Consider the following 24,798-nt stretch of genomic DNA (forward strand, 5'->3'; position numbering starts at 1 on the left):
CCCCGCAGGCGGAGCCGGATGTCGACACGGAGCTCTAAAGCACCTCAGCGCTTGTCAGATACGAGCGCCAGCCGCCGTACCGCGTGATGTCCTGTGCGTCCCGCAAGGCGCTCGGCTCGCACAGGAAGCCCGGCACCCTGCTGCCGTCCGCCAGCTCCACGCTGCCCAGGGTCATCGGGCGGGGGAGTGCCGTCAGCAGGCGGCCCAAACCCTCCGCCGGTAGGCGCCAGACCTCAGCCTCGATCGACGCGCCTGCCTCGCCCACGTGCTCCAGTCCCGGCTTCGGCGGGGTCGTCTCCAGGGCGTGCAGGCGGTAGACCGGGGCCGTTGTGGTCGTACGGTCCAGTACGGCGCCGAGGGAGAGCAGCTGTGGGTTCAGGGGCTGGCCCGTGAGATGGGCGCCCACCACGGCCAGGTACGCCGGAGGCTGCAGCAAGGCGGCGATCCTCGCCAGCCGTTCGTCCGTGTGAGCCGGGCCGATCAGCATCACACCGAACGGGAGTCCGTTCACCTCGCCGGCGGGAGCGGCTACCGCGGCCAGGTCGAAGAGGTTGGTGGAGTTGGTGAAGCGGCCCAGGCGGGCGTTGGCGCCCAGGGGGTCGGCGGCGACCTCGGCGAGGGTGGGGTGGCCGGGCGCGGTGGGCAGGAGAAGGGCGTCCGCCTCGGCGAGTTCCGACAGGGCGCGGATCCGCAGGGTGGTCAGCCGGTCCTGGTCCGCGAAGAGCTGGTGGGCGGGGATGTCGCGGGCGCGGGTGATGATGGCGGCGACCGTCGGGTCCAGACCCTCCCCGCCCTCCGACATCAACTTGTCGACAAAGCTCCCCACCGCCGTGTAGCGCTCGGCGACGAACGCGCCCTCGTACAGCATCGTGGCCGCCTCGGTGAACGGGCTGAGGTCGAGGGCCCGGATCTGCGCCCCTGCCGCCGAGAGCCGCCGTACCGCCGCCTCGTAGGCCTCCGCCCAGCCCTCGTCCAGTTCGCCGAGCTGGTCGAGCGGCGGGACCGCGATGCGCCAGGGGCCGGGAGGGCGGCCGGGGAGGGACGGTGTGGTGCCGGTCGTCATATGGGCCAGGGCCTGCTCGGCCTCCGGCAGGGTGCGGGCGAAGACGGTCACGCAGTCCAGGGACGCGCAGGCCGGGACGACGCCCTCCGTCGGGACCAGGCCGCGGGTGGGCTTCAGGCCGACGATGCCGTTGAAGGCGGCGGGGACCCGGCCCGAGCCCGCCGTGTCCGTACCGAGGGCGAAGTCGACGATGCCGAGGGCCACCGCGACGGCCGATCCGGAGCTGGAACCGCCGCTGATCCGCGCCGGATCGTGCGCGTTGCGTACCGCGCCGTACGGGGAGCGGGTGCCGACCAGGCCCGTCGCGAACTGGTCCAGGTTCGTCGTGCCCAGCAGCAGGGCGCCGGCCGCGCGCAGACCGGCGACGACCGGGGCGTCGGCGGCGGGCTCGTAGGCGTACGCCGGACAAGCCGCCGTCGTGGGCAGGCCGGCCACGTCGATGTTGCCCTTGGCGGCGAAGAGGCGGCCGGCGAGCGGGAGGCGGGCCCCGGAGGCGACGCGCTCGTCGATCGCCCGCGCCTCCGCCTCGACCTCTTCTCTCGGGCGCAGGTCGATCCAGATCTCGGGACGGTCGACGGCCTCGATGCGGTCGTGGGCGGCGCGGACACGGGAGAGAACGGACATGGGGGTTCCTCTTTCAGTTCGCGGACGGGGCCAGGACGACCAGCGCCGTCCCCGCCTCCACCTGGTCGCCCGGCCTGGCCAGGACCTCAGCCACCACGCCGGTCATCGGGGCGTGCACCCTGGACTCCATCTTCATCGCCTCCAGCGCGAGCAGCGGCTGTCCGGCCGTCACCTCGTCACCGGGCGCCACGTTCAACTGCCAGACCGAGGCGGCGAATTCGGCCTCGACGAGGCGTCCGCCGGCCGGGACCGTCACCTCGGCCGCAGGAGCGGGCGGTGCGGCGGCCGCCTCCGCCCGCGCGAACTCGCCCGCCGCCTCCCACGCGTCCCGTTCCGCCGCGAACGCGGACTGCTGACGCTGCCTGAACTCCCCGATGGAACCGGCGTGTTCGGTCAGGAAGGACTGGTACTCCGCGAAGGAGAACGTGCCGTCCTCGATGCGGGGCACGAAGCGGCCCGAGGTGATGTCGGCGCGCAGGTCGAGGAGTTCGTCGGCGTCGACCGGGTACCAGCGGATCCGGTCGAAGAAGCGCAGCAGCCAGGGCGAGCCCGCTTCGAACGCGCCGCGCTGCTGCCACGGCGACCACACCTGGGTCGTCCGGCCCACGAACTGGTAGCCGCCGGGGCCCTCCATGCCGTAGACGCACAGGTACGCCCCGCCGATGCCGACCGAGTTCTCGGCCGTCCAGGTGCGCGCCGGGTTGTACTTGGTCGTCACCAGGCGGTGCCGGGGGTCGAGCGGGGTGGCCAGGGGGGCGCCGAGGTAGACGTCGCCCAGGCCCAGGACCAGGTACTCCGCGGCGAAGACCGTGTCGTAGACGTCCGCGACCGAGTCCAGTCCGTTGACGCGGCGGATGAACTCGATGTTCCACGGGCACCAGGGCGCGTCGTCGCGGACGCCCGCCATGTAGCGGGCGATCGCCTCGCGGGTGGCCGGGTCGTCCCAGGAGAGGGGGAGATGCACGGTGCGGGAGGGGACGACCAGCTCGTCCGTGGCCGGCAGCGAGCGCGCCATCTCCCGCACGGCTGTGAGGAGTTGGGATTGGGAGAGGCGGTCCGGGTCGGTCTGGATCTGGAGGGAGCGGATGCCGGGGGTGAGGTCGGTGACCCCCCGCAGACCGGCCCGCGCCACGGCCTCCATCAGGGCGTGGACCCGCATGCGCAGGGCCAGGTCCAGCTGCATCGGGCCGAACTCGACCAGCAGATTGTCGTCACCGCTGCGGCGGAACGTGACATCGCCGTCCCGGGCGAGCACTCCGCCGTCGACGATCTCGGGGCGCGGGACCCCGTCCACGTCCACCGGCTGGAAGCGGACCGTGTCGCCCGGGCGCAGCTGGCCCAGTTTCCAGCGCTCGGAGCTGAGTACCGTCGCCGGGCACACGAACCCGCCGAGCGAGGGACCGTCCGGCCCGAGCAGCACCGGCATGTCGCCGGTGTAGTCCACGGCTCCGACGGAGTAGGGGGTGTCGTGGATGTTGGACGGGTGCAGGCCCGCCTCGCCGCCGTCGGTGCGTGCCCAGCGGGGCTTGGGCCCGACCAGGCGGACACCGGTGCGCGCGGAGTTGAAGTGGACCTTCCAGTCGGCGGCGTAGAAGTCGCGGATGTCGTCCTCGGTGAAGAACTCCGGTGCGGCGTGCGGGCCTTCGACGGCGCCGATGTGCCAGACGGAGGTGAAGCACGGACGCTCCGCGACCCCGGCGGCTTCGGTCACCGTCCCGCCGTGCAGTACGTCCCCCGTCCGCAGCGCCCGGCCGCCGTGTCCGCCGAACCGGCCCAGCGTGAAGGTGCTCGCGCTGCCCAGGAAGGCGGGGACGTCGAGGCCGCCCGCGAACAGGACGTATGTGCGCAGGCCGTGCTCGGCCGGGGCGCCGACCTCCAGCACCGCCCCGGCCGGGATGGTCAGCGGCTCCCACTGCGTCACCGGTGTGCCGTCCACGGTGACCGGAGCGGGCGCGCCCGTCACGCACACCGTGGTGGCGTGGCTGAAGCGCAGGGCCGGGCCCTTGAGCGTGCACTCCAGGCCCGTGGTGCCCTCGGGGTTGCCCAGCACCCGGTTGCCGAGCCGGAAGGAACGGTCGTCCATGGGGCCGGACGGCGGGACCCCGACCTGCCAGTGGCCGGTGCGGCCGGGCCAGTCCTGCACGGTGGTGAGGACGCCGCCGGAGACGACCTCGATGCGCGGGGTCGGGTCGTGGACCTCCGCGAGGGTCGCCGTCGAATGGGCCGCCGTCATGAAACGGGGGTCGGCGAGCGCCGCCCGCACCAGGCCCAGGTTCGTCTCGATGCCGTCGACGCGGGTGCGGGCCAGCGCCTCGTCGAGGCGGGCCAGCGCGCGCGCACGGTCCGAGCCGTACGCGATCACCTTCGCGAGCATCGGGTCGTACGACGTCGTCACCTCGGTGCCCGTCTCCACCCAGCTGTCCACGCGTACCCCGCCGGGGAACTCCACCCGGGTCAACAGGCCCGCGCTGGGCCGGTGTTCGCGGCTGGGATCCTCGGCGTACAGGCGTGCCTCGACGGCGTGGCCGCGCGGCGGTCCCGGGTCGCGTACGACGTCCCGCTCGCCGCGTGCCAGGCGCAGCATCCAGGCGACGAGGTCGACGCCGTAGATCTCCTCGGTGACCGGGTGTTCCACCTGGAGTCGGGTGTTGACCTCCAGGAAGGAGGCCTGCTCACGGGCGGCGTCGTAGACGAACTCGACGGTGCCGGCGGATCGGTAGCCGACGGAGGCGCACAGGTCGCGCGCGGCGGCGGCCAGTTGGTGGCGGACGTGATCGGGGAGTCCCGGTGCCGGCGCCTCCTCCACGACCTTCTGGTTGCGGCGCTGGAGGGAGCAGTCGCGGTCGCCGAAGGTGACCACCTTGCCCTCGCCGTCGCCGAAGACCTGGACCTCGACATGGCGCGCGTGCTCCACGAGCCGTTCCAGGAAGACGCCGGCGGAGGAGAAGGAGGCGGCGGCGACGCGCTGGACGCGTTCCCAGGCGTCGGTGAGTTCTTCGGGCGAGTGGCAGGCGGACATGCCGATTCCGCCGCCCCCGCCCGTCGCCTTGAGCATGACGGGATAGCCGATGAGCTGCGCTTGGCCCAGTGCTTCGGCCAGGTCCGACAGCAGTCCGGTGCCCGGTGCCAGGGGCACGCCCGCCGCCTCGGCCGCCGCCCGGGCCGTGTGCTTGGCGCCGAACAGCTCCAGCTGCTCGGGCGTCGGGCCGACGAACACGATTCCGGCGTCGGCGCAGCGGCGGGCGAAGGCCGCGTCCTCGGAGAGGAAGCCGTAGCCGGGGTGGATGGCGCCCGCGCCGGTGTCCTTGGCCGCCTTCAGGACGAGGTCGGGGTCCAGGTACGACTGCTTCGCGGGCGCCGGGCCGAGCCGTACCGCCTCGTCGGCGAGCCGGACGTGGGGCGCGGAGCGGTCGGGGTCGGAGTACACGGCGACCGTGCGCAGGCCCAGTTCGCGGGCGGTGCGCAGGATGCGGACGGCTATCTCGCCCCGGTTGGCGACCAGTACCTTGTCGAAGCTCATGCCTGGATCCCGGTGATCGTCATCTCCACGGCCGTCGGCTCGAAGCCGTTGCAGGGGTTGTTGATCTGGGGGCAGTTGGAGACGAGGACGAGGACGTCCCGTTCGGCGCGCAGGACGAGGGAGAGGCCCGGGGCGGAGAGGCCGTCGACGATGCCGAGGGTGCCGTCCTTCTCGACGGGCACGTTCATGTACCAGTTGATGTTGGAGACCAGGTCGCGCTTGCCGAGACCGTGCTTCGCGCCCTCGGCCAGGAAGTTGTCCACGCACGCGTGCTGCGAGAAGGTGTGGTGGCCGTAGCGCAGGGTGTTGGACTCCTTGGAGCAGGCACCGCCGACGGTGTCGTGGCGGCCCACGGTGTCGGCGGTCACCGTCATGAGCGGGGTGTGCTCGTTGGACATCAGCACACTGCCCGTGGTGAGGAAGATGCCGCCCTGGGCGTGGATCGTGTCGGGGGCGCTGTAGCGCACGGAGGTGTCGTGGGCGTCGTAGACGAGGAAGTCGACGGCCTGGTTGCCGTGCAGGTCGGTGATGGTGAGCGTCTCGCCGGTACGGATGACGGACGACCAGGCGGCGCGGGCCGGGACGACGGTCTTCAACGGGACGACGGCGTTCATGCGAGCCCCCTCGCGGTGAGGAATTCGGCGGTGTTGAGGAAGGCGCGGCGGCCCTCGGGGGTGGCGTCCCACAGGGGGTCCCCGGGCTGGGTGGGCGCCGCCCGCCAGGCGAGCACCTCCAGCGGGGTGCTGACGTAGTCCCAGCGGGGGTCGGCCGGGTGCGGCACGTTGGCGATCAGCACCGTCACGTCCTGCTCGGCGCGCAGGGTGACGCTGCCGCCGGGGCCGGCCGAGCCGGTGAAGTCGAGGGTTCCATCCTCGTGGATCTCCACACCCTGGAAGAACGAGAGAGAGGGCGGCAGATCGCGGGGTTCCAGCCCGTTCTTGGCGGCGGCCAGCTTGAACAGCTCACGCCCGGCGGGGGAGGGGCCCTGCGGGGTGCCGTCGCCGTAGCGCTCGGTGTTGCGCACGAGGGTGGAGGTGCCGCACAGGGCGTCGTGCCGGCCGGAGGTGTCGGCGACGACCGAGGCGAGGACCCGGCCCTGGTCGGACAGGAGCAGCACGCCCTCGCCGAGGTAGGCGTTCCACTGGACCTTGACCGTGTCGGCGACGTTCAGCCGCTCCCAGGGGCGGCCGTCCACGTGGAGCAGCAGATGGGCGCAGGCGTCGCCGCGCAGGTCGGTCAGGCGCAGTTCGGTGCCGCGGGCGAGGACCCGGTGCGTGTAGTTGCCGCCCGCCACGGTCTCGGCCCAGACCAGGTGACCCGCCTCGCAGGGCGGGGCCGGCCAGTCGGCCGCCGGGACGACGGGCATGGCCTCGGCCCGGGCGCCCTCCTGGGCGCGGGCGTGGGCGCGGGCTCCGTATGTGGTCGCTGTCGCCGCCATCCTGGACCTCCGGCTGCCGGGAAGATAATTTCTGTCGCTCGACAGAAATTAGGGGCGGGCCGGGTCGCCGGGATTGCCCGCGTGTTGCCGCTCGGTTACCGAGCCCTCACGAAGATCGCCGTCCGGCGCCGTGTGCGAGGATCGAACGCATGGGGACGGACAGTGTGGGCAATGGGCGGCGGGTCGGCAGGCCGCGGGCCGCGCAGCGGCCGGACAGCGGTCTCGCGCCGCGTGCCGAACTGCTCGCCGCCGCCGCGGAGTTGTTCACCACGCGCGGCTACGCCGCCACCACCACCCGGGCCGTCGCCGAGCGGGCCGGGATGCGCCAGGCCTCCATGTACCACTACGTCTCCGGCAAGGAGGAACTCCTCGCCGACCTGCTGGAGTCCACGGTCACGCCCTCACTGGCGTACGCCCGCGCGCTGCTCGCCGACGACACCCGGGCGGCCGAGGAGCGGCTGTGGGAGCTGTGCCGCACCGACGTGGAGCTGCTGTGCGGGGGGTCGCACAATCTCGGCGGGCTCTACCTGCTGCCCGAGGTGCGCGCCGAACGGTTCGCCGGCTTCCATGCGGTACGCGCCGAACTCAAGGACGCCTACCGGCAGTTGATCGCCGCGACGACCGCGGGGGGTGGGCTCGCCAAGAACGAGCTGGATCTGCGGACCGATCTCGTCTTCGGGCTCATCGAGGGTGTCATCCTCGTCCACCGCTCGGATCCCGAGCGTTCAGTCGAGGATTTCGCCCGCGCCACCGCCGAGGCGGCGCTGCGTATCGCCGGGGTCTGAACACCGCGTACGGGTGACGGGCTCACCCGTTCCGGTGAGCCGACCGCCGTGGATTCGCGCGCCTGTCGGCCATTACTCAGCGTGTTCGATTGGTGTCCGAGTGTGCAAATGGGGCCGAGGTTACTCCAGCCGCACGGCCGGTTTCAGAGGGTTGCCGAATATGACACGGCGATGATCCGGTCGGACTAAGCTCGCCCGCGGCGCACCGAGTTGAGCTGAATTCGTGCGTCTGTTCCCAAATGCGCCGAACATGCCGACAGATCCCCTACAGAGGGTGCCCACATGGTGAGTGTTCAGTCCCCACCCGGTCGCCGAGAACTTCCCTTCGCGCGGCTGCTGCTGCCGGCGATAGTGATGGCCGCGGTGACCGGAGCCGCCGTCGCCCTGGTGACGGCGCAGGCCCGGCTCGCCGTCGGCGTCTGCGGAGCCGTCGCCACCCTGCTGGTGATCGCGGCGGGGGCGAGCGCGATGCGCCGCGACCGCCGCCTCGAGGAGCTGCGCTCGGCGAAGGACCAGCGCATCGCCCACCTGGAACGGCGGCTCGCCACCATCCAGGACGAGTGCCGCCGCGTCGCCAAGGAGATCGTTCCCCAAGCCGTCGAGTGGATGCGCAAGGGGAATTCCCCCGAGGAGGTGATGCTGTACCTCGACGACATGGAGCCGGGCTTCCGGGAGCAGGGCGACGGGCAGCGCGCCCTCGTCAAGAAGCTCCTGGACGCCATCGACTACGAGCAGGCACTGCGCGACTCGGCCCATCGCGCCTTCGTCAACGTCGCCCGCCGTGTCCAGGCGATCGTCCACCAGCAGTCCGCGGAACTGCGGGAGATGGAGGAGGACCACGGCCGCAATCCCGAGGTCTTCGACGACCTGCTGCGCATCGACCACGGCACCTCGATGATCGGCCGCCTCGCCGACTCCATCGGCGTCATCGGCGGTGGCCGCCCCGGCCGCAGCTGGCCCAATCCGGTCCCGCTGTACAGCGTGCTGCGCGGCGCCATGTCCCGGATCCTGGAGTACCCCCGCATCAAGCTGGACGTCATCGCCAAGGTCAACATCCGCGGCATCTCCGTCGAGCCGCTCATCCACGCGCTCGCGGAACTCCTCGACAACGCCACCCGCTTCTCGCCCCCGGCCTCCAAGGTGCACGTCAACGCCACGGAAGTGCAGACCGGAATCGCCATCGAGATCGAGGACGCCGGCGTCAGCCTCAGCGAGGAGGGCCGCGCCAAGACCGAGAAGATGCTGTCGGACGCCATGCGAGGCGTCACCATCCAGGACCTCGGAGGCGCCCCGCGCCTCGGCCTGGCGGTCGTCGGCCGGCTGTGCACCTCGTTCAACCTGCAGGTCTCGCTGCGCACTTCGGCGTACGGCGGCGTCCGCGCCGTCCTCATCGTGCCGGCCGAGATGATGACCAACGACCCGGCCCCCGGATACGCCCACGGCATCGGTGCCACCTCCCAGCAGATCGACCTGAACAACCTCGAGGGCCCCAAGCGTCCGCCCAAGAGGCGTCGGCCCACCAACCCGAAGATCCCGGCCAACGTCTCCCTGGAGGACGACGTGCCCGTGGTCACCGAGTGGACCGACAAGGGGCTTCCACAGCGCCGAAGCAAGGCGTTGATCCCGATCAGCCAGCGCTATCGGGAGGCCTACGCCGCCCAGGAGGCGGCCCAGCGCGCCGAACGGGAGGGCAAGCCGGACCCGTTCGCGCAGGCCCAGCCCGAGCCCGAGCCGCCGAAGAAGAAGAAACAGGAGCCCGGCAAGGGGCTCGAGGCCTTCTGGGAGGGCCTGAAGAAGATCGCCCCTCCGGGCGTCCACCCCACCGACTTCACCCGCAACCCCACCGCCTACCTCCACCTGATCGAAGACAAGCCGAAGCCCGAGGCCGACGACGAAGGGGACCTCACGTGATCCAGCAGCGCCAGAACTTCGACTGGGTGCTCAAGGAGCTCTACGACGGTGTGCCGGGCATCGAGATGATCGTCGTGCTCTCCGCCGACGGTCTGCGCATCGCCCGCTACGCCGGTGAACCCGACGCCGCGGACCGGGTCTCCGCCGCGTGCGCGGGCATGCAGAGCCTGGCCACCGCCATCGCCCAGGAGATGGAGTGCGTCGAGGGCGACATGAGCCTCATCATGATCGAGATGGAGGGCGGCTACTTCTACATGATGTCCGCCGGCGCCAACGCCTACCTGGCGGTCCTCTCCGACGTGTGCTGTGAGCCGGGCCGGATGAGCGGCTCGATGCGCGACCTGGTCGTCCGCATCGGCGCCCATCTCACCAGCCCGCCCCGCCGTAACGGGCAGACCGTATGACGCCTCCGCGACGCCGACGGCGACACCCCGTAGCGCCCCCGCCCCCCGCACCGGCCCCGCCCCCCGAACCCCAGGAGGAGGGGGAGAAGAAGCCGGAGCGGCTCTACACCATCACGGGGCCCGACGGGGAGCGGGCGCCACTGGACCTGGTGACGTTGATCGTGGCGCGTGCCGCACCGACCTCGTCCTCCGCCCCGGAACAGACCGCGGTGCTGCGCCTGTGCGCCGCCCCCCTGTCGGTGGCCGAGGTCTCGGCCTACCTCGGCCTGCCGTTCAGCGTCGTCACCGTGCTGCTCACGGAGATGCTGGCGGCCGAGCTCGTCCAGGCGCGCGCCCCGATCGTGCGTCAGGCGCTCCCCGACCGTTCCCTCCTCGAAACGGTGATGCATGGACTTCAAAGGCTCTGACACGCTCCCCGGCCCACGCGCCGAGGACCAGCTCCCGCAGACCACCACGGCCGCGGCGAAGATCGTCATCGTGGGCGGCTTCGGCGTCGGCAAGACGACCATGGTCGGCTCCGTCAGCGAGATCAAACCGCTGACCACCGAGGAGACCATGACCCAGGCCGGCATCGGGATCGACGACGACTACGGCTCCGAGACCAAGACCGCCACCACCGTGGCCATGGACTTCGGCCGCATCCGCATCACCGACCAGGTGGTGCTCTACCTCTTCGGCACGCCCGGCCAGGAGCGCTTCTGGTTCCTGTGGAACGGACTCTTCGAAGGCGCCCTGGGCGCGGTCGTCCTGGTCGACACCCGCCGCATCGAGGTCAGCTTCGAGGTCATGGGCCGGCTGGAGGAGTGCGGTGTGCCCTTCGTGGTCGCCGTCAACACCTTCCCCGGCGGTCCCCGTTATCCCCTGGAGGACCTGCGTTCCGCCCTCGATCTGCCCCCCGAGGTGCCGATCATGGAGTGCGACGCCCGCCGCCGGGCCTCCAGCCGCGACGTCCTGATGACCCTGATGCGCTTCCTGCACGCCCTGTCGCTGAGCGGCGCCCTCACCTGATCCACCCCCGTCACCCGCACCCCCCTGCACCCGATACCCCCGTTTTCCGGAGCGACCCCTGTGACGCCTGAACACCCCACCACGACCGGACCGCACGATCTCGCACTGGATCCGCCGCCCGGCTGCCCCGCCCACAGCCGCGGCCCCGGCGGAGTGCGACGGCTCTACGGCCCCGGCTCGGACGACCTGGGCGCGCTGTACGAGCAACTCCGCGACCAGTACGGACCCGTGGCGCCGGTGCTGCTCCAGGACGACCTGCCGATGTGGATGGTCCTCGGACACGCCGAGAACCTGCACATGCTGCGCACGCCCTCGCAGTTCACCAAGGACAGCCGCAACTGGTCGCCACTGCGGGACGGCAGGGTCAGGCCCGACCACCCCCTCATGCCGCACTTCGCCTGGCAGCCCATGTGCGCCCACGCCGAGGGCGACGAGCACAAGCGACTGCGGGGCGCGGTCACCTCGGCCATGGCGACCCTCGACGCGCGCAGCGTGCGCCGGTACATCTACCGATCCACACAGGTCCTGGTCAACCGCTTCTGCGAGGAGGGCCGGGCCGAACTGGTGAGCCAGTTCGCCGAGCACCTCCCGATGGCGGTGATGTGCCAGCTTCTCGGCATGCCCGAGGAGTACGACGACCGGATGGTCACCTCCGCCCGGGACGCCCTCAAGGGCAGTGACACCGCCCTCGAGAGCCACGAGTACGTCGTGGCAGCGCTGGTCCGGCTCACCGCCCGCCGCCGCGCCGAGCCCGCCGACGACTTCGCCAGCCACCTCATCGCCCACCCGGCGGGACTGACCGACGACGAGGTCCGCGAGCACCTGCGCCTGGTGCTCTTCGCCGCCTACGAGGCCACGGTCAACCTGCTGTCCAACGCGCTGCGCATGGTCCTCACCGACCCCCGCTTCCACGCCCGGCTCAACGGCGGCGAGATGACGGTGGCGGAGGCGGTGGAGCAGACCCTGTGGGACGAACCGCCGTTCAGCACGATCTTCGGCTACTTCGCCAAGCAGGACACCGAGCTGGGCGGCCAGCGCATCCGCAAGGGCGACGGCCTCTTCTTCGCACCCGCCCCCGGCAACGTCGACCCCCGGCTGCGCCCCGACCTCTCCGCCCACATGCGGGGCAACCGCTCCCACCTCGCCTTCGGCAGCGGCCCGCACGAGTGCCCCGGCCAGGACATCGGCCGCGCCATCGCCGACGTCGGCATCGACGCGCTGCTGTCGCGGCTGCCGGACCTCCAGCTCGACTGCGACGAGGACGACCTGCGCTGGACGACGTCGATCGCCTCCCGGCACCTGGTGGCGCTGCCGGTCCACTTCGAGCCGAAGCCCCAGCAGGACGTCAAGATCAGGCCCAGCCACGCCCCCGTCCCACCGCAGCGCGCCCTCCCCCTCCCGACCATCGACGAGAAGCCCGCCCCGCCCACCCCCGAGCCGACGACCACCCCCCGGCCCGAGCCCGCCGCCCCGCGACCGACCCGCCGGCCGAATGCCTGGCGGCGCTTCCTGGCGTGGTGCCGCGGATACTGACCGGGCGGGCGCGTCTTCGTCGGGCGTGCGCCGTTCACCCGGTCCAGCGGGCGTACGACGCCCAGGCCTGCAGCGCCCTGCCGCTGCGCAGGCGGTGCGCCGTCCCCGTGATCGGGTCGGTGAACTCCAGCTCATTCGCCAGGAGTTGCAGCGGACGACGGAAGTCGTCGGCCGGTACGGGGGCGGTCACCTCCGGGTAGAGGGGATCACCGAGGATCGGCAGGCCCAACGCCGTCATATGGACCCGGAGTTGGTGGGTCTGTCCGGTCCGGGGGACCAGCCGGTAACGGGCCAGGCCGTCCGCCCGGTGCTCCATCGGCTCGATGTCACTGACCGCGTTCGCCTCGCCCGGCACCTCACGGGCGGTGAGCGTGCCGCGCTCCTTCACGATCCGGCTGCGCACGGTCACCGGCCACGCGCGCGCCGGATCGTACGGGGCGACGGCCTCGTACACCTTGCGTACGCGCCGGTCGCGGAACAGCGTCTGGTAGGCGCCACGCTCCTCCGGCCGGACCGTGAACAGCACCAGCCCGGCGGTGAGCCGGTCCAGGCGGTGCGCGGCGCCGAGCGTGGGGATGCCCAGCTCCCGCCGCAGCCGGGCCAGCGCGGTCTCCCTGACATGGCCGCCGCGCGGGGTGGTGGCCAGGAAGTGCGGCTTGTCCACGACGACGATGTGCTCGTCGCGGTACACGACCTCCAGCGGGAACGGCACCGGCACCTCGGCGGGCAGATCCCGGTGGAACCACACGAACATCCCCGGCACGTACGGAGCGTCCGGCGCCACCGCCGTCCCGTCGGCGCCGACCACGAGCCCGGCCCGCAGCATCCCGTCGACGACCCCGTCGCCCGCCCCGCTGAGCCGCTCCACCAGATGGTCCCGAACGGTGGCCCAGTCCCCCTCGCCCGGCAGCCGCACCCGCACCGGGTCGATCCCGTCGCGCTGCGGCAGGGGGGAGGGCGGGGGAGGGGTACGGCGTCTCATCGGGGTCAAGGGTACGAGGCCGGAAAACCGGTTGGCCGGGCCGTGCCCCGTCGGCATGATGCGGATCATGCCTTTCACCGCCGACTTCGTGCTGCCCGCCGGAACACTCGCCGATGCCGCGCAGCCGGTGCTCACCACTGGCGACGGGCTCCTCCTGCGCCCCTGGCGGGCCGAGGACGCCCCCGCCGTCTACACGGCCTTCCAGGACCCGCTCATGCACCAGTGGCACATCAGATCGGCCGATTCCGAGGAGGAGGTCGCCGGCTGGATCGCGGAGTGGCAGCAGAGCTGGGGCACCGAACGCAGCGCCCAGTGGGCCGTCGTCGACGAGGACACCCACCTCCTGGTGGGGCGGGTGGCCCTGCGCACCATCCTGCTCAGTGAAGGCACCGCCGAGGTCGCCTACTGGACGACCAGGGCGGCCCGTGGCCGGGGCGTCGCCGTCCGGGCCACGGCCGCGCTGACCCGCTGGGCCCTGGACGAGATCGGCTTCCACCGTCTGGAGCTGTCGCACGCCACCGCCAACGAGGCCTCCTGCCGGGTCGCCGTCAAGGCCGGCTTCACCCTGGAGGGCACCCTGCGCAGCGCCGTCCTCCACCAGGACGGCTGGCACGACATGCACCTGCACGCGCGCGTACAGGGCGACTGACCCCCGGCGACCGAGGGCAAGCCGCCCCGCGCGGCATGCCTCCAGGGCGTGTTGTGAAAGTCCCGCCCGCCCGGCGGTGCCTGGCACGCAAAACAACACGCCCTAGGCGGCGGCCGTCTCCGGTACGGCGGCGGCCGGAACCGTCGCCCGCCTGCGGTACGCCCGGTAGGCCACCCCCGCCACGAGCGTCGCGGCGAGGAACAGCACGGTGAACCACTGGAAGTACCAGTGCCCGCCCGCCGGGTCGTACACCGCTGCCCGGGGCCAGGCCAGGTTGACCGTCATCAGCAGGCCGTAGAGCAGGGCGAGGGCGTTGACGGGGACGCCCCAGCGGCCCAGCGAGAACAGCGGGGCGCCGGTCTCGTCCGCGCCGGCCGAGGAGAACTCGCCGCGCAGGCGGCGGACCAGCAGGGGGCCGGTGACCATCGCGTAGGCCAGGTACAGCATCACGATGCAGGTGGTGCCGATGGCCAGGAAGGCGTCCGGCGAGGCGAAGTTGAGCAGGAGGAGGGCCGCCGCGAGGACGCCGACGACCAGGGCGGGGGCGCTCGGCATGCCGGTGCGCGGGTTCACGCGCGCGAGGCGGGCGGAGAACGGGAGTTGTCCGTCGCGGGCCATGGAGAAGAGCATCCGGCAGGCCGCCGTCTGGATGGCGAGGGTGGCCACCGCGATCGCGACCACCACGTCCGCGAGCAGCACCTTGCCGACGCCGTCGCCGAGGCTGCTGGTGAGGACGTAGCTGAGCCCGTCGACGCCGAGGTGCCCGTCGGTGAGGCTGGGGGCGGCGAGCAGTCCGCCGAGCACGATCAGCCCGCCGAGCAGACCGGCCGCGCCGAGCGCGGTGAGGATCGTGCGGGGCGCGGTGCGGCGGGGGTTGTGGGTCTCCTCGCTCATCTCGCCCGCGCTGTCGAAGCCGATCATCACGTAGGCGGCGGTGAACGAGCCCACCGCCAGCGCCCCGAACAGACCCGACTGGGCCGCGCCCGTGGTGTGGAAGGTGATGCCGGGCGTGCGCTCGGAGTGGGTGAGCAGCAGGACGACGATGAGGACGGCGCCGATGATCTCGGCGGTCACGCCGACCCGGTTGATGACGGACATCACGCGGTTGTCCACGACGTTCACGAGGGTCGTGAGCACCAGAAGGACCACGCCGAGCAGGGCCGCGTTGGCCGCGCCGTCGGGGGAGACGGGCGAAGGGTCGGTGCCGATCAGCTGGAAGCCGGACCAGATCGCCGGCAGCACCATCTGCAGCGCCAGCGCGGCCGCCGCGACCACCACGATCTGCCCGATCACCATGATCCAGCCGGCGAACCAGCCGAACGACGGCGTCGACAGCCGTGACGACCACTGGTAGATCGCTCCCGAGATCGGATAGCGCGCCGCCAGTTCCGCGAAGCACGCGGCCACCAGCAGTTGCCCGACCAGCACCGCCGGCCAGGCCCAGAAGAAGACCGGGCCGCCGAAGGCGTACCCGAAGGCGAAGAACTGGAAGACGGTCGTCAGGACGGAGATGAAGGAGAACCCGGCGGCGAACGAGGCGTACCGGCCCAGGCTGCGGTGGAGTTCCTGGCGGTAGCCGAACTCGGCGAGGGCACCGTCGTCGGACGTGGGGGAATGCGGCGGGTCGGGTCGTACATCGGACGGAGGAGAGGTGGTCGTCACGGCGGCACCTGCCTTGGGGCGCGAATTCCTGTCGGGCGACAGAAATTAGGCACGGCCTGTTTCGGCGGCGTCACGCTGTCGTGTCCGGTGCGGGCCCAAGTTCTCACGGCTTGCCGCCCTCGGCTCGATCGCGTTATGTCGCATCCGATGGCGGCCGGCGGTGCCTGCTTTGCCGGACCGGCTCGGCGCCGCCACGTTCTCAGGCCGTCAGGGCCGGTTCCTGCCGATCCGGGTCGTGCGCGCACGCGGTCGCCAGCTCGTCCAGGGACATGTGCAGCGCCGAGGTCAGGGCCGCGATGGTGAAGAAGGCCGGGGTCGGGGCCCGGCCGGTTTCGATCTTGCGCAGGGTCTCGGCGGAGACCCCTGCCGCGGCGGCGACCGCCGCCATGCTCCGGCTGCCGCGTGCCTGACGCAGCAGCGAGCCCAGCCGCTCGCCGCGTTCCCGTTCCCGTGGAGTCAAGGGAGTTCTCACCATGACCGTGATACTAATACCGGTATAAGTATTGGATCCGATGGGAGCGGGGAGCCGCAGCACATGGTGGAGATCAAGACCGATGCCGCGATGGACGCGATGCGGGAAGCCGGGCGCGTGGTGGCTCGCGCCCTGGCCGCGGTGCGGGAAGCGGCCGGCGTAGGGGTGTCCTTGCGGGAACTCGACGAGGTGGCCCGAGCGGTACTGGCCGAGGCGGGGGCCGGTTCCCCGTTCCTCGGGTACCAGCCGTCCTTCGCCCCGGTCCCCTTCCCCGCCGTGATCTGCACCTCGGTCAACGACGCCGTGTCGCACGGCATCCCCACCGGATACCGGCTGCGCGACGGCGACCTGCTGAGCGTCGACTGTGGCGCCCAGCTCGACGGCTGGGCCGGTGACGCGGCCATCACGTTCGCCGTCGGAACTCCGCGCCCCACGGACCTCGACCTGATCGACGCCACTCAACAGGCCCTCGACGCCGGCATCGCCGCCGCTCAGGTCGGCAACCGCCTCGGCGACATCTCCCACGCCATCGACACCGTCGCCCGCAAGGCGGGCTGCGGCATGCCCGCGGACTTCGGCGGGCACGGCATCGGCCGCCGTATGCATGAAGACCCTCATGTCCCCAACCGCGGCCGCCCGGGCCGTGGTTTCCCCCTCCGCCACGGCCTGGTCCTCGCCCTCGAGCCCATGCTCATGGCCGGCGGGCGGAACACCTACCGCACCGGTGCCGACGGCTGGACCCTGCGCACCACCGACGGCAGTCGGGCCGCCCACATCGAGCACACCGTCGCCATCACCGACCAGGGCCCGCGCATTCTGACCCTGCCTTGACCTTCGGCAGGAGCGGCTCGGGGGAGGCCGGGGTGGCCCACGCCACGAGTGCGGGCCGCTCACCCCCGCCTCACGCCGCCGGCGTCGTGCCCTCCTGTTCCGCCTCCACACGTGCGTTCCACTCCCGCTTCGAGGCCTGCCAGCCGTCCTCGTCGTGGCCGAGCCGCCAGTAGCCGGAGATCGACAGGTCCTCGCGGGGCACCCGCAGTTCGACGCGGAACAGCCGGCGCAGCTCCTTCACGGCCGCGGCCTCGCCGTGCACGAAGGCGTGCACGCGCCCCTCCGGGAACTCCAGCGTGCGGACGGCCTCGACGAGCTTCTCGCCGACGGGCCGGTCGCCGCGGTGCAGCCAGGTGACCTCCACGTCGGAGTCGATCTTCTGCTCCTCCTCGGGGCCGCGGACCTCGATGAAGGCGTGCGCCACGGCACCGGAGGGCAGGGATTCCAGGGCGGCCGCGATCGCGGGCAGGGCGCTCTCGTCGCCGGCGAGCAGATGCCAGTCGGCGTCGGTGTCGGGGGCGTAGGCGCCGCCGGGGCCCATGAAGCGGACGGTCCCGCCCGGCTGGACGCGCGCCGCCCACGGCCCGGCCAGGCCCTCGTCGCCGTGGATCACGAAGTCCAGGGTCAGCTCACCGTGTTCGGCGTCCCAGTTGCGCACGGTGTACGTCCGGGTCACGGGCCACTGCTCGCGCGGGAACTCGGCGCGAATGCGCTCCAGGTCGAAGGGTTCCGGGTAGCTCACGCCCTCGGGCCCGAAGAGCAGTTTCACGTAGTGGTCCGTGCAGCTGCCCGCGGAGAACTCGGCCAGCCCCTCGCCGCCGAGCACCACGCGCTGCATGTGCGGGGTGAGCCGTTCGGTGCGGACGACCTGCGCGGAGTGGGGTGTCCGCGGCTTCCGTGCCGGACGTTCTGCCATGACGGCCTCCCATGGTTCAATGGTTAGGTTTACCTAAGTTAGCACCCCTCCCCCGGGTGATGCCCAGCGTCCGCGGTCGCATCGCCCCCGCTAGGACGCGCCGCCCACTGCGGAGGTGCTCAAGGTGAGCAGCAGCCGGTGGAGCGACCCGCCGAGCCCCCAGCGTTCCGCCAGCGCCTCCAGTGTCGCCCCGTCACGCGGCGCCTGGGGCAAAGTCGTGTCCATGTCGGGCAGGGGCACGTCGTCGGCGACCTTGACGACCTTCGGCGCGACGGCGAGGTACGGCCGGGCCTCGTCCAGCCGCTTGCGCTGCGACGGGGTGAGCTTCGCCCTCGGGTCGTCGACCGCCGCCATGATCCCGGCCAGGTCGCCGAACTCGGCCAGCAGCTTGGCCGCCGTCTTCTCCCCGATGCCCGGCACCCCGGGCAGGCCGTCGCTCGGGTCACCGCGCAGCAGCGCCAGATCGGCGTACCCGCGTCCGTCGACTCCGTACTTCTCGCGCAGCCACGCCTCGTCGGTCGTCTGCAGGGTGGCCACGCCTTTAAGCGGGTACAGCACCCGCACCCCGCGCGCGTCGTCCACGAGCTGGTAGAGGTCGCGGTCGCCGGTGACGATGTCGACCGGGCCCTTCGACCGCGCGGTGAACGTGCCGATCACGTCGTCCGCCTCGTACCCGGCGACGCCGACGCGCGCGATGCCGAGCGCGTCCAGCACGGCCTCGATGACCGGCACCTGGGGCGAGAGCGTGTCGGGCACCTCCTCCTCGTCCGGGCCCACCGCGTGCTCCTCGGCGACCCGGTGCGCCTTGTAGGAGGGGATCAGATCGACGCGCCACTTCGGGCGCCAGTCGGCGTCCATGCAGGCGACCAGTTCGTGGGGCCGGTGGTCCCTGACCAGGCGGTCGATGAAGTCGAGCAGTCCGCGCACGGCGTTCACCGGCGTGCCGTCCGGGGCCTTCACGGAGTCCGGAACGCCGAAGTAGGCGCGGAAGTAGAGCGAGGCGGTGTCGAGGAGCATCAGTCGTCCGGTCACGCCTCGCATCATGCCGCACGGGTGCCCCGGTGACCGGCGGGTAGTCACTCCCGTGGCAGGCGTGAACGGCCTTTGCTCTTCCTGTGAACTGAGCCACTCGCGCGTTTTGCTCGCACGGGCCCAGGGCAGGCGCGGCCTCGGAGCGGCGAGATGGTGCGTGTTCAGCCGGGCGGCCGGGTGACCTGACAGCCCCGTCACCGCCTGGCGAGGGGCGGGTACCGACGCACGACGCGACGTGTGCGGCGGGGCCCGCCCCTCGTGCTGTCGCCACATGCAGCGCATGCCGTCGCCACGGTAAGGATCCGGCCAACCACGCAGAGCCACGGCCTGCCCCAAGCCGAGAGCGTGGTGGAGGCCCGGACGAGCGGGAACACTCGGGGCCGTTCCCGCATTGAACCGGAAAAGCCATCGGCGGATCCGTCCCCGCCACCTCCCGGGGCCCCATCCGCTGGCGCGAACTGTGAGGGCGCGCGTCACCTCGCGTGTCCTCGATGTGACGGCCACATGAAACGGTTTGCCGAACATGCGTAGGGTGCAGAGAACTCATCAGAGAACTCGTGAGAGAACTCGAGGGAGCACCAACGGTTCCGACGAGCGAAGGAGGGAGCCGGAGCGATGGGCGACCACAAAGAACAGCCCCCGCGGGTCGGCGCGGCCGTGCGGCGGCGACGCCGGTCCCTGGACCTCACCCTCGCCGTCGTGGCCGAGCGCAGCGGCCTGTCGGTCCCGTTCCTGAGCCAGATCGAGAACGACCGCGCACGGCCCAGCACCGGCTCCCTGGAGAAGCTCGCCGACGCCCTGCGCACCACGGCCGTCGAACTCCTCGCGGCCGCCGACCCGGCGTGCAGCGTCGACGTCGTACGCGCCGAGGACACCGAGCCGCCGGGGCTCGAGCCGCGCCTGCGCTCCCTGGTGCGCGGTCACCACCAGATGCACGCCACGGAGTTCACCGGCGACCACGACGCCGGCCGTGAACTGCAGTTCCGGAACGACCGGTTGCTGTACGTGGCCGACGGCGCCGTGGAGATGGAGGCGGAGGGCCGCGCCTACCGCCTGGGCCGCGGCGACACCCTCTATCTGACCGGTGGGGTCCGCCACCGCTGGCGGGCGACCGTTCCGGACACCCGGGTGGTCGTCGTCGCCGTCGCGGAGCACATCGAGGCCGTCCGGAACCGGAAGCGGTAGGGCGGTCCCCGAGGTGCGGGTCGTCTCCCTGGTGCCCTCCCTGACCGAGGCGGTGGCCGTCACCGTGCCCGGCGCGCTCGTCGGCGCCACCGACTGGTGCACCCATCCGGCGGACCTGGACGTCACCCGGATCGGCGGCACCAAGAACCCGGCCGTCGAACGGATCGCCGCGCTCGCCCCCGACCTGGTGATCGCCAACGAGGAGGAGAACCGCGAGCCGGACCTGACCGGCCTGCGGGCCGTCGGCATCGAGGTGCTGGTCACGGAGGTACGGAACGTCCCACAGGCCCTCAGGGAGCTGGGGCGGGTGCTGGCGGCGTGCGGGGCGCGGTCCCGCCCGCGCTGGCTGGACGAGGCGGAGGCGGCATGGGCGGAGCCGAAAGCCCTCGACAGGCGCGTGACGGCCGTCGTACCGGTCTGGCGCCGCCCCTGGATGGTGCTGGGCCGCGACACCTTCGCCGGGGACGTGCTGGCCCGCCTGGGCGTCGACCACCTGTACGCGGCCCACGAGGAGCGCTACCCGAAGGTCCCCCTGGAAGAACTGCGGGCGGCCGCCCCCGACCTCGTCGTCCTGCCCGACGAGCCCTACCGCTTCACCTCCGACGACGGCCCGGAGGCCTTCCCCGGCCTGCCCTGCGCCCTGGTCGGCGGACGGCACCTGACCTGGTACGGCCCGTCGCTCGCCGAAGCGCCCAGAGTGCTGGCCGAGGCCCTGCGGGCAGCGCGTCGCCATCCCATAAACTGACCTTATGGGCAGGGACGGTACGGCGGGCACGGCTCACGCACAGCCCGGGGCCACCGGTCCCCTCGCACACCGCGTCCCGGATCTCGGGGCGCTGGAGCTGTTGCTGGCCGTGGCGCGGCTGGGCAGTCTCGGTGCGGCCGCGCGCGAGCTGGGCATCACCCAGCCGGCCGCGAGCAGCCGGATCCGCTCCATGGAACGGCAGCTGGGCGTGGCCCTGGTGGACCGTTCGCCGCGAGGTTCCCGGCTCACCGACGCCGGGGCGCTGGTGACGGACTGGGCGCGGCGGATCGTGGAGGCGGCCCAGGCCTTCGACGCCGGGGCGCAGGCGCTGCGGGACCGGCGCGACTCGCGGCTGCGGGTGGCGGCGAGCATGACGATCGCGGAGTACCTCCTGCCGGGGTGGCTGGTCGCGCTGCGCGCCGGCCGGCCGGACACGGCGGTCTCGCTGCACGCGGGCAACTCGGCGGCGGTCGCGGAGCGGCTGCTGTCGGGGGAGGCCGATCTGGGGTTCGTGGAAGGGCTGACGGTGCCCGCGGGGCTGGACTCCGCGGTCATCGCCAACGACCACCTGATCGTCGTGGTCGCGCCGGGTCACGTCTGGGCCCGGCGCCGCCGCGCGCTGGCCGCGGCAGAGCTGGCGTCGACGCCGCTGATCCTCCGCGAGAAGGGCTCCGGTACCCGGCAGGTCCTGGACACGGCCCTGGGAGGCCTGGCCCGTCCCCTGATCGAACTCTCCTCCACGACGGCCGTGAAGGCGGCGGCGGTGAGCGGAGCCGGCCCGGCGGTACTGAGCGAACTGGCGGTCGGCGAGGAGCTGGCCCTGCGGCGCCTGGTCGCCATACCGGTGGAGGGCGTCTCCCTGGCCCGGGACCTGCGCGCGGTCTGGCCGACGGGCCACCGTCCCACGGGCCCGGCACGCGAGCTGCTCTCCCTGACGCAGGGGTGACCGTCCCGGGCGGAGAGGTGAGGAAAGCCGTGGCGGTGCCCGACCGGCTGCCCGCACCATCCCCTCATGCCACCCCACCCGCCGAAGGCACCCGCATCCCCCGGGCAGCGTCCCGGAGAGGCGGCCCTCGCCCGGTTCAGCGCGCGGCTGAAGCGGTGGCCGCCTCGACCAGGGCCCGCATCACCCGTACGTCCTCGCCCATCTCCGGATGCCACTGCACACCCAGCACCCAGCCGGCCTCGGACGGCAGCTCCACGGCCTCCACCGTCCCGTCCGCCGCGTACGCGCTCGGGAGCAGGCCGGTGCCGAGGCGGTCGACGGCCTGGTGGTGATACGTCGGTACGGCGCTCTCCTCCGGCACGGCGGCGGCGTACCGCGTGCCCGGGACCGGTTTCACCGGGTGGCGGCCGAAGACGCCGACGACCTCCGCGTGGCCGTCGATGTGCTGGGTCAGTGTCCCGCCGAGGGCCACGTTCAGCAGTTGCATGCCCCGGCAGATGCCCAGCAGTGGGAGACCCGCCGCCAGCGCCGCCTCGACGAGGGCGAGTTCCCACGCGTCCCGCTCCCGCGCCGGCGGCCCGGTCCGGGGGTCGGGCTCGGCGCCGTAGCGGACCGGCTCGACGTCCGGGCCCCCGGCGATGACCAGACCGTCGAGGCGGGCGACCGTCGCCGCCGCGTGTTCCGGGGCGTCCGGCGGCAGCATCGCGGCCAGTCCGCCGGCCCGCTGCACCAGCCGGGGATAGCCGGCCGGCAGCAGTGCCGCCTCCAGTTGCCACACGCCCCAGCGCGTCCCGGCCTCCAGATATGTACTGACGCCGATCAGCGGCCGACCGCCCTGCGTCATATGACCTCCTGGCCCCGCAATGGAATGACTCCAGACCAATAGCATGTCAGGTGAGGAAGCCCCTGAGTAGGGCCGCCGTCCCCGCGCAGTGCTCGCGCATCATCTCCCGAGCCCCGTCCGCGTCCCCGTCCAGCACCGCCTCGACCAGCGCGGTGTGCTGCCGCTGGGAGTGCTCCAGGTTGCGCACCAGCAGCGGGATGCAGTCGAGCAGGTCGTTCACCGTCGCCCGTACGGCCGCGTACTGCGCCGTCAGGGAGGGTGAGCCGCACAGCTCGGCCAGGGTGAGATGGAGCAGGGTGTCCAGGCGGCGGTAGTCGGCCAGCGGGGCGTCCTCGGTCCGGGCGAGGGCGTCCCGCAACCGCTTCGCCCGCTCGTCGCTCAGCCCGTGCGCCGCGCACAGGCCCGCCGCGCCGACCTCCAGCACCTCACGGAAGCGCAGCACGTCCTCGATGTCGGTCTCGGCGATCCGGCGCCGCAGCTCGTCCTCGCCGCCGGCGTCCGTACGCGGCAGCACAAACGTTCCGCCGTACCGGCCCCGCCGGGACTCCACCAGCCCCTGGTCCTGGAGCACCTTCAGTACCTCGCGCAGCGTCACCCGGCTTACCCCGAGCCGCTCCGCCAGGTCCCGCTCGGCCGGCAGCCGCTCGCCCCCCGGCACCAGACCCAGCCGTACGACCTGCAGGATCTGCTCCAGCGCCTCCTCGAAGCCGTTCCCCGCCCGCACCGGCCTCAGCACCGGTGTGAGCCGGTCGTCCGGTCCGCCGCCCATGTCCACCGACATCCGGCCGCGCCCCCTTCCCAAGCAATGGTTCTCGGCAATACCTTATGGCTCCCGGCCGCCCTTACCAGCCGAGGAAGCCCCGAAGGAGGCCCTCCCGTGGCAGACCGCACACCCCCGCTCCATGTCGAGGAACTGCACGCCCTCGTCGCGAGCGGTGAGATCGACACTGTCGTCCTGGCCTTCCCCGACATGCAAGGTCGTCTCCAGGGCAAACGGTTCGCCGCCAGATTCTTCCTCGACGAGGTCCTCGCCCACGGCACCGAGGGCTGCAACTACCTCCTCGCCGTCGACACCGAGATGAACACCGTCGACGGATACGCCATGTCCTCCTGGGACCGCGGCTACGGCGACTTCGCCATGCACCCCGACCTGTCCACCCTGCGCCGCGTCCCCTGGAACGCCGGAACGGCGATGCTCGTCGCCGACCTCGCCTGGAACGACGGCTCGCCCGTGGTCGCCGCCCCGCGCCAAATCCTCCGCCGCCAGCTGGAGCGCCTCGCCGAGCACGGATTCACCGCCCAGGTCGGCACCGAGCTGGAGTTCATCGTCTTCAAGGACAGCTACGAGCAGGCCTGGGACGCCAACTACCGGAACCTCACCCCGGCCAACCAGTACAACATCGACTACTCGGTCCTCGGGACGGGACGGATCGAGCCGCTCCTGCGCCGCATCCGCAACGAGATGGCCGGCGCCGGCCTCACCGTCGAGTCCGCCAAGGGCGAGTGCAACCCCGGCCAGCACGAGATCGCCTTCCGCTACGACGAGGCCCTGGTCACCTGCGACCAGCACGCGATCTACAAGACCGGCGCCAAGGAGATCGCCGCGCAGGAGGGCGTCTCGCTGACCTTCATGGCGAAGTACAACGAGCGCGAGGGCAACTCCTGCCACATCCACCTCTCGCTCACCGACGCCGACGGAACCAACGTCATGGCCGGAGACCGCGACGGCGGGATGTCCGACGTCATGCGGCACTTCCTCGCCGGGCAGCTCGCCGCACTCCGCGACTTCTCGCTCCTCTACGCCCCCAACATCAACTCCTACAAGCGGTTCCAGCCGGGCTCCTTCGCCCCGACCGCCGTCGCCTGGGGCCACGACAACCGCACCTGCGCCCTGCGGGTCGTGGGCCACGGCCGCTCGATGCGCTTCGAGAACCGGCTGCCCGGCGGCGACGTCAACCCCCACCTCGCGGTGGCCGGGCTGGTCGCGGCGGGCCTGTACGGCATCGAACAGAAGCTGGAGCTGCCCGAGGCCTGCCCCGGCAACGCCTACACCGCCGACTACGCGCACGTCCCCACCACCCTCCGCGAGGCCGCCGAGCTCTGGGCGAACAGCCCGATCGCCCTGGCCGCCTTCGGCGAGGAGGTCGTCGCGCACTACCGCAACATGGCACGCGTCGAGCTGGAGGCCTTCGACGCCGCGGTCACCGACTGGGAGCTGCGCCGCTCCTTCGAACGCCTGTGAAAGGTC

At 72.2% G+C, this 24,798-nt stretch carries 23 protein-coding genes; 12 read left to right on the plus strand and 11 right to left on the minus strand.

The window, feature by feature from the left end; genetic code table 11:
• Positions 1–34 precede the first annotated feature (34 nt).
• The 4 genes from atzF to ACIBVL_RS27315 are packed head-to-tail and all read right to left on the minus strand — an operon-like array spanning position 35 to position 6,645.
• A complete protein-coding gene (atzF, locus tag ACIBVL_RS27300; RefSeq protein ID WP_399100796.1) occupies positions 35–1,687 on the minus strand; it encodes an allophanate hydrolase in 1,653 nt (550 codons plus the stop codon).
• A 13-nt stretch (positions 1,688–1,700) separates the two neighbouring features.
• Entirely contained in the window at positions 1,701–5,207 is a 3,507-nt protein-coding gene (locus ACIBVL_RS27305) for a 5-oxoprolinase/urea amidolyase family protein (protein WP_399100798.1), read from the minus strand.
• Entirely contained in the window at positions 5,204–5,821 is a 618-nt protein-coding gene (locus tag ACIBVL_RS27310; RefSeq protein WP_399100800.1) for an urea amidolyase associated protein UAAP2, read from the minus strand. The genes ACIBVL_RS27305 and ACIBVL_RS27310 overlap by 4 nt, the downstream gene beginning before the upstream one ends.
• Complete coding sequence (locus ACIBVL_RS27315) at positions 5,818–6,645, minus strand: urea amidolyase associated protein UAAP1 (RefSeq protein ID WP_399100802.1); 828 nt, start codon at positions 6,643–6,645, stop codon at positions 5,818–5,820. The genes ACIBVL_RS27310 and ACIBVL_RS27315 overlap by 4 nt, the downstream gene beginning before the upstream one ends.
• Before the next feature lie 149 nt (positions 6,646–6,794).
• Between ACIBVL_RS27315 and ACIBVL_RS27320 the strand changes: the two genes are divergently transcribed.
• The 6 genes from ACIBVL_RS27320 to ACIBVL_RS27345 all read left to right on the plus strand — a co-directional run bounded on the left by ACIBVL_RS27320 (position 6,795) and on the right by ACIBVL_RS27345 (position 12,286).
• Complete coding sequence (locus tag ACIBVL_RS27320) at positions 6,795–7,430, plus strand: TetR/AcrR family transcriptional regulator (protein ID WP_399100804.1); 636 nt, start codon at positions 6,795–6,797, stop codon at positions 7,428–7,430.
• 282 nt (positions 7,431–7,712) lie between these two features.
• On the plus strand, positions 7,713–9,341 hold the full coding sequence (locus ACIBVL_RS27325) for an ATP-binding protein (protein WP_399100807.1): 1,629 nt from the start codon (positions 7,713–7,715) through the stop codon (positions 9,339–9,341).
• Complete coding sequence (locus ACIBVL_RS27330; RefSeq protein WP_399100809.1) at positions 9,338–9,745, plus strand: roadblock/LC7 domain-containing protein; 408 nt, start codon at positions 9,338–9,340, stop codon at positions 9,743–9,745. The genes ACIBVL_RS27325 and ACIBVL_RS27330 overlap by 4 nt, the downstream gene beginning before the upstream one ends.
• Complete coding sequence (locus ACIBVL_RS27335; protein WP_399100811.1) at positions 9,742–10,152, plus strand: DUF742 domain-containing protein; 411 nt, start codon at positions 9,742–9,744, stop codon at positions 10,150–10,152. The genes ACIBVL_RS27330 and ACIBVL_RS27335 overlap by 4 nt, the downstream gene beginning before the upstream one ends.
• Positions 10,133–10,753 carry a GTP-binding protein gene (locus ACIBVL_RS27340; protein ID WP_399100813.1) on the plus strand — a complete coding sequence of 207 codons (621 nt, stop codon included), beginning with the start codon at positions 10,133–10,135 and terminating at the stop codon, positions 10,751–10,753. Before ACIBVL_RS27335 ends, ACIBVL_RS27340 begins: the two co-directional genes overlap by 20 nt.
• Before the next feature lie 60 nt (positions 10,754–10,813).
• Positions 10,814–12,286, plus strand: a complete 1,473-nt coding sequence (locus ACIBVL_RS27345) for a cytochrome P450 (protein WP_399100815.1) — start codon at positions 10,814–10,816, stop codon at positions 12,284–12,286.
• Positions 12,287–12,320: 34 nt separating this feature from the next.
• Here the strand turns inward: ACIBVL_RS27345 and ACIBVL_RS27350 are convergent, their stop codons facing one another.
• Positions 12,321–13,268, minus strand: a complete 948-nt coding sequence (locus ACIBVL_RS27350) for an RluA family pseudouridine synthase (protein WP_399100818.1) — start codon at positions 13,266–13,268, stop codon at positions 12,321–12,323.
• A gap of 67 nt (positions 13,269–13,335) precedes the next feature.
• On the opposite strand from ACIBVL_RS27350, the gene ACIBVL_RS27355 reads away from it, so the two are divergent.
• Positions 13,336–13,917, plus strand: coding sequence for a GNAT family N-acetyltransferase (locus ACIBVL_RS27355; RefSeq protein ID WP_399100820.1), 582 nt, complete (start codon positions 13,336–13,338; stop codon positions 13,915–13,917).
• 102 nt (positions 13,918–14,019) lie between these two features.
• Here the strand turns inward: ACIBVL_RS27355 and ACIBVL_RS27360 are convergent, their stop codons facing one another.
• Entirely contained in the window at positions 14,020–15,579 is a 1,560-nt protein-coding gene (locus ACIBVL_RS27360; RefSeq protein WP_399100822.1) for an amino acid permease, read from the minus strand.
• Between the two features lie 199 nt (positions 15,580–15,778).
• Positions 15,779–16,054: a helix-turn-helix domain-containing protein gene (locus ACIBVL_RS27365; protein WP_399100824.1), complete on the minus strand. Its 276-nt coding sequence runs from the start codon at positions 16,052–16,054 to the stop codon at positions 15,779–15,781.
• A 60-nt stretch (positions 16,055–16,114) separates the two neighbouring features.
• Between ACIBVL_RS27365 and map the strand changes: the two genes are divergently transcribed.
• Positions 16,115–16,882 (plus strand): type I methionyl aminopeptidase, encoded by a 768-nt coding sequence (gene map / locus ACIBVL_RS27370; protein ID WP_399100827.1) that lies wholly within the window; start codon positions 16,115–16,117, stop codon positions 16,880–16,882.
• A gap of 70 nt (positions 16,883–16,952) precedes the next feature.
• Here map and ACIBVL_RS27375 read toward each other — a convergent pair whose 3' ends face one another.
• Complete coding sequence (locus ACIBVL_RS27375) at positions 16,953–17,798, minus strand: siderophore-interacting protein (protein WP_399100829.1); 846 nt, start codon at positions 17,796–17,798, stop codon at positions 16,953–16,955.
• Between the two features lie 90 nt (positions 17,799–17,888).
• On the minus strand, positions 17,889–18,839 hold the full coding sequence (locus tag ACIBVL_RS27380) for a 5'-3' exonuclease H3TH domain-containing protein (RefSeq protein ID WP_399101243.1): 951 nt from the start codon (positions 18,837–18,839) through the stop codon (positions 17,889–17,891).
• 606 nt (positions 18,840–19,445) lie between these two features.
• Between ACIBVL_RS27380 and ACIBVL_RS27385 the strand changes: the two genes are divergently transcribed.
• From ACIBVL_RS27385 to ACIBVL_RS27395, 3 genes are read left to right on the plus strand one after another with little or no spacing between them, the layout of a single operon-like run.
• Positions 19,446–20,015, plus strand: a complete 570-nt coding sequence (locus ACIBVL_RS27385) for a helix-turn-helix domain-containing protein (protein WP_399100831.1) — start codon at positions 19,446–19,448, stop codon at positions 20,013–20,015.
• A gap of 13 nt (positions 20,016–20,028) precedes the next feature.
• Positions 20,029–20,760 (plus strand): helical backbone metal receptor, encoded by a 732-nt coding sequence (locus ACIBVL_RS27390; RefSeq protein ID WP_399100833.1) that lies wholly within the window; start codon positions 20,029–20,031, stop codon positions 20,758–20,760.
• 4 nt (positions 20,761–20,764) lie between these two features.
• The gene (locus ACIBVL_RS27395; RefSeq protein WP_399100835.1) at positions 20,765–21,706 is read left to right on the plus strand and encodes a LysR family transcriptional regulator; all 942 of its coding nucleotides are present in this window, start codon (positions 20,765–20,767) and stop codon (positions 21,704–21,706) included.
• Positions 21,707–21,842: 136 nt separating this feature from the next.
• Here ACIBVL_RS27395 and ACIBVL_RS27400 read toward each other — a convergent pair whose 3' ends face one another.
• Together ACIBVL_RS27400 and ACIBVL_RS27405 are read right to left on the minus strand one after the other, a co-directional pair.
• Positions 21,843–22,550, minus strand: a complete 708-nt coding sequence (locus ACIBVL_RS27400) for a gamma-glutamyl-gamma-aminobutyrate hydrolase family protein (RefSeq protein ID WP_399100837.1) — start codon at positions 22,548–22,550, stop codon at positions 21,843–21,845.
• Between the two features lie 46 nt (positions 22,551–22,596).
• Complete coding sequence (locus ACIBVL_RS27405; RefSeq protein WP_399100839.1) at positions 22,597–23,331, minus strand: FadR/GntR family transcriptional regulator; 735 nt, start codon at positions 23,329–23,331, stop codon at positions 22,597–22,599.
• A gap of 96 nt (positions 23,332–23,427) precedes the next feature.
• Here ACIBVL_RS27405 and ACIBVL_RS27410 point away from each other — a divergent pair, with 96 nt between their 5' ends.
• A complete protein-coding gene (locus ACIBVL_RS27410) occupies positions 23,428–24,792 on the plus strand; it encodes a glutamine synthetase family protein (RefSeq protein ID WP_399100841.1) in 1,365 nt (454 codons plus the stop codon).
• Positions 24,793–24,798 lie beyond the last annotated feature (6 nt).

Origin of the sequence: Streptomyces sp. NPDC049687 (assembly GCF_044465285.1) — a bacterium.
In the GTDB taxonomy this organism is placed as follows: domain Bacteria; phylum Actinomycetota; class Actinomycetes; order Streptomycetales; family Streptomycetaceae; genus Streptomyces.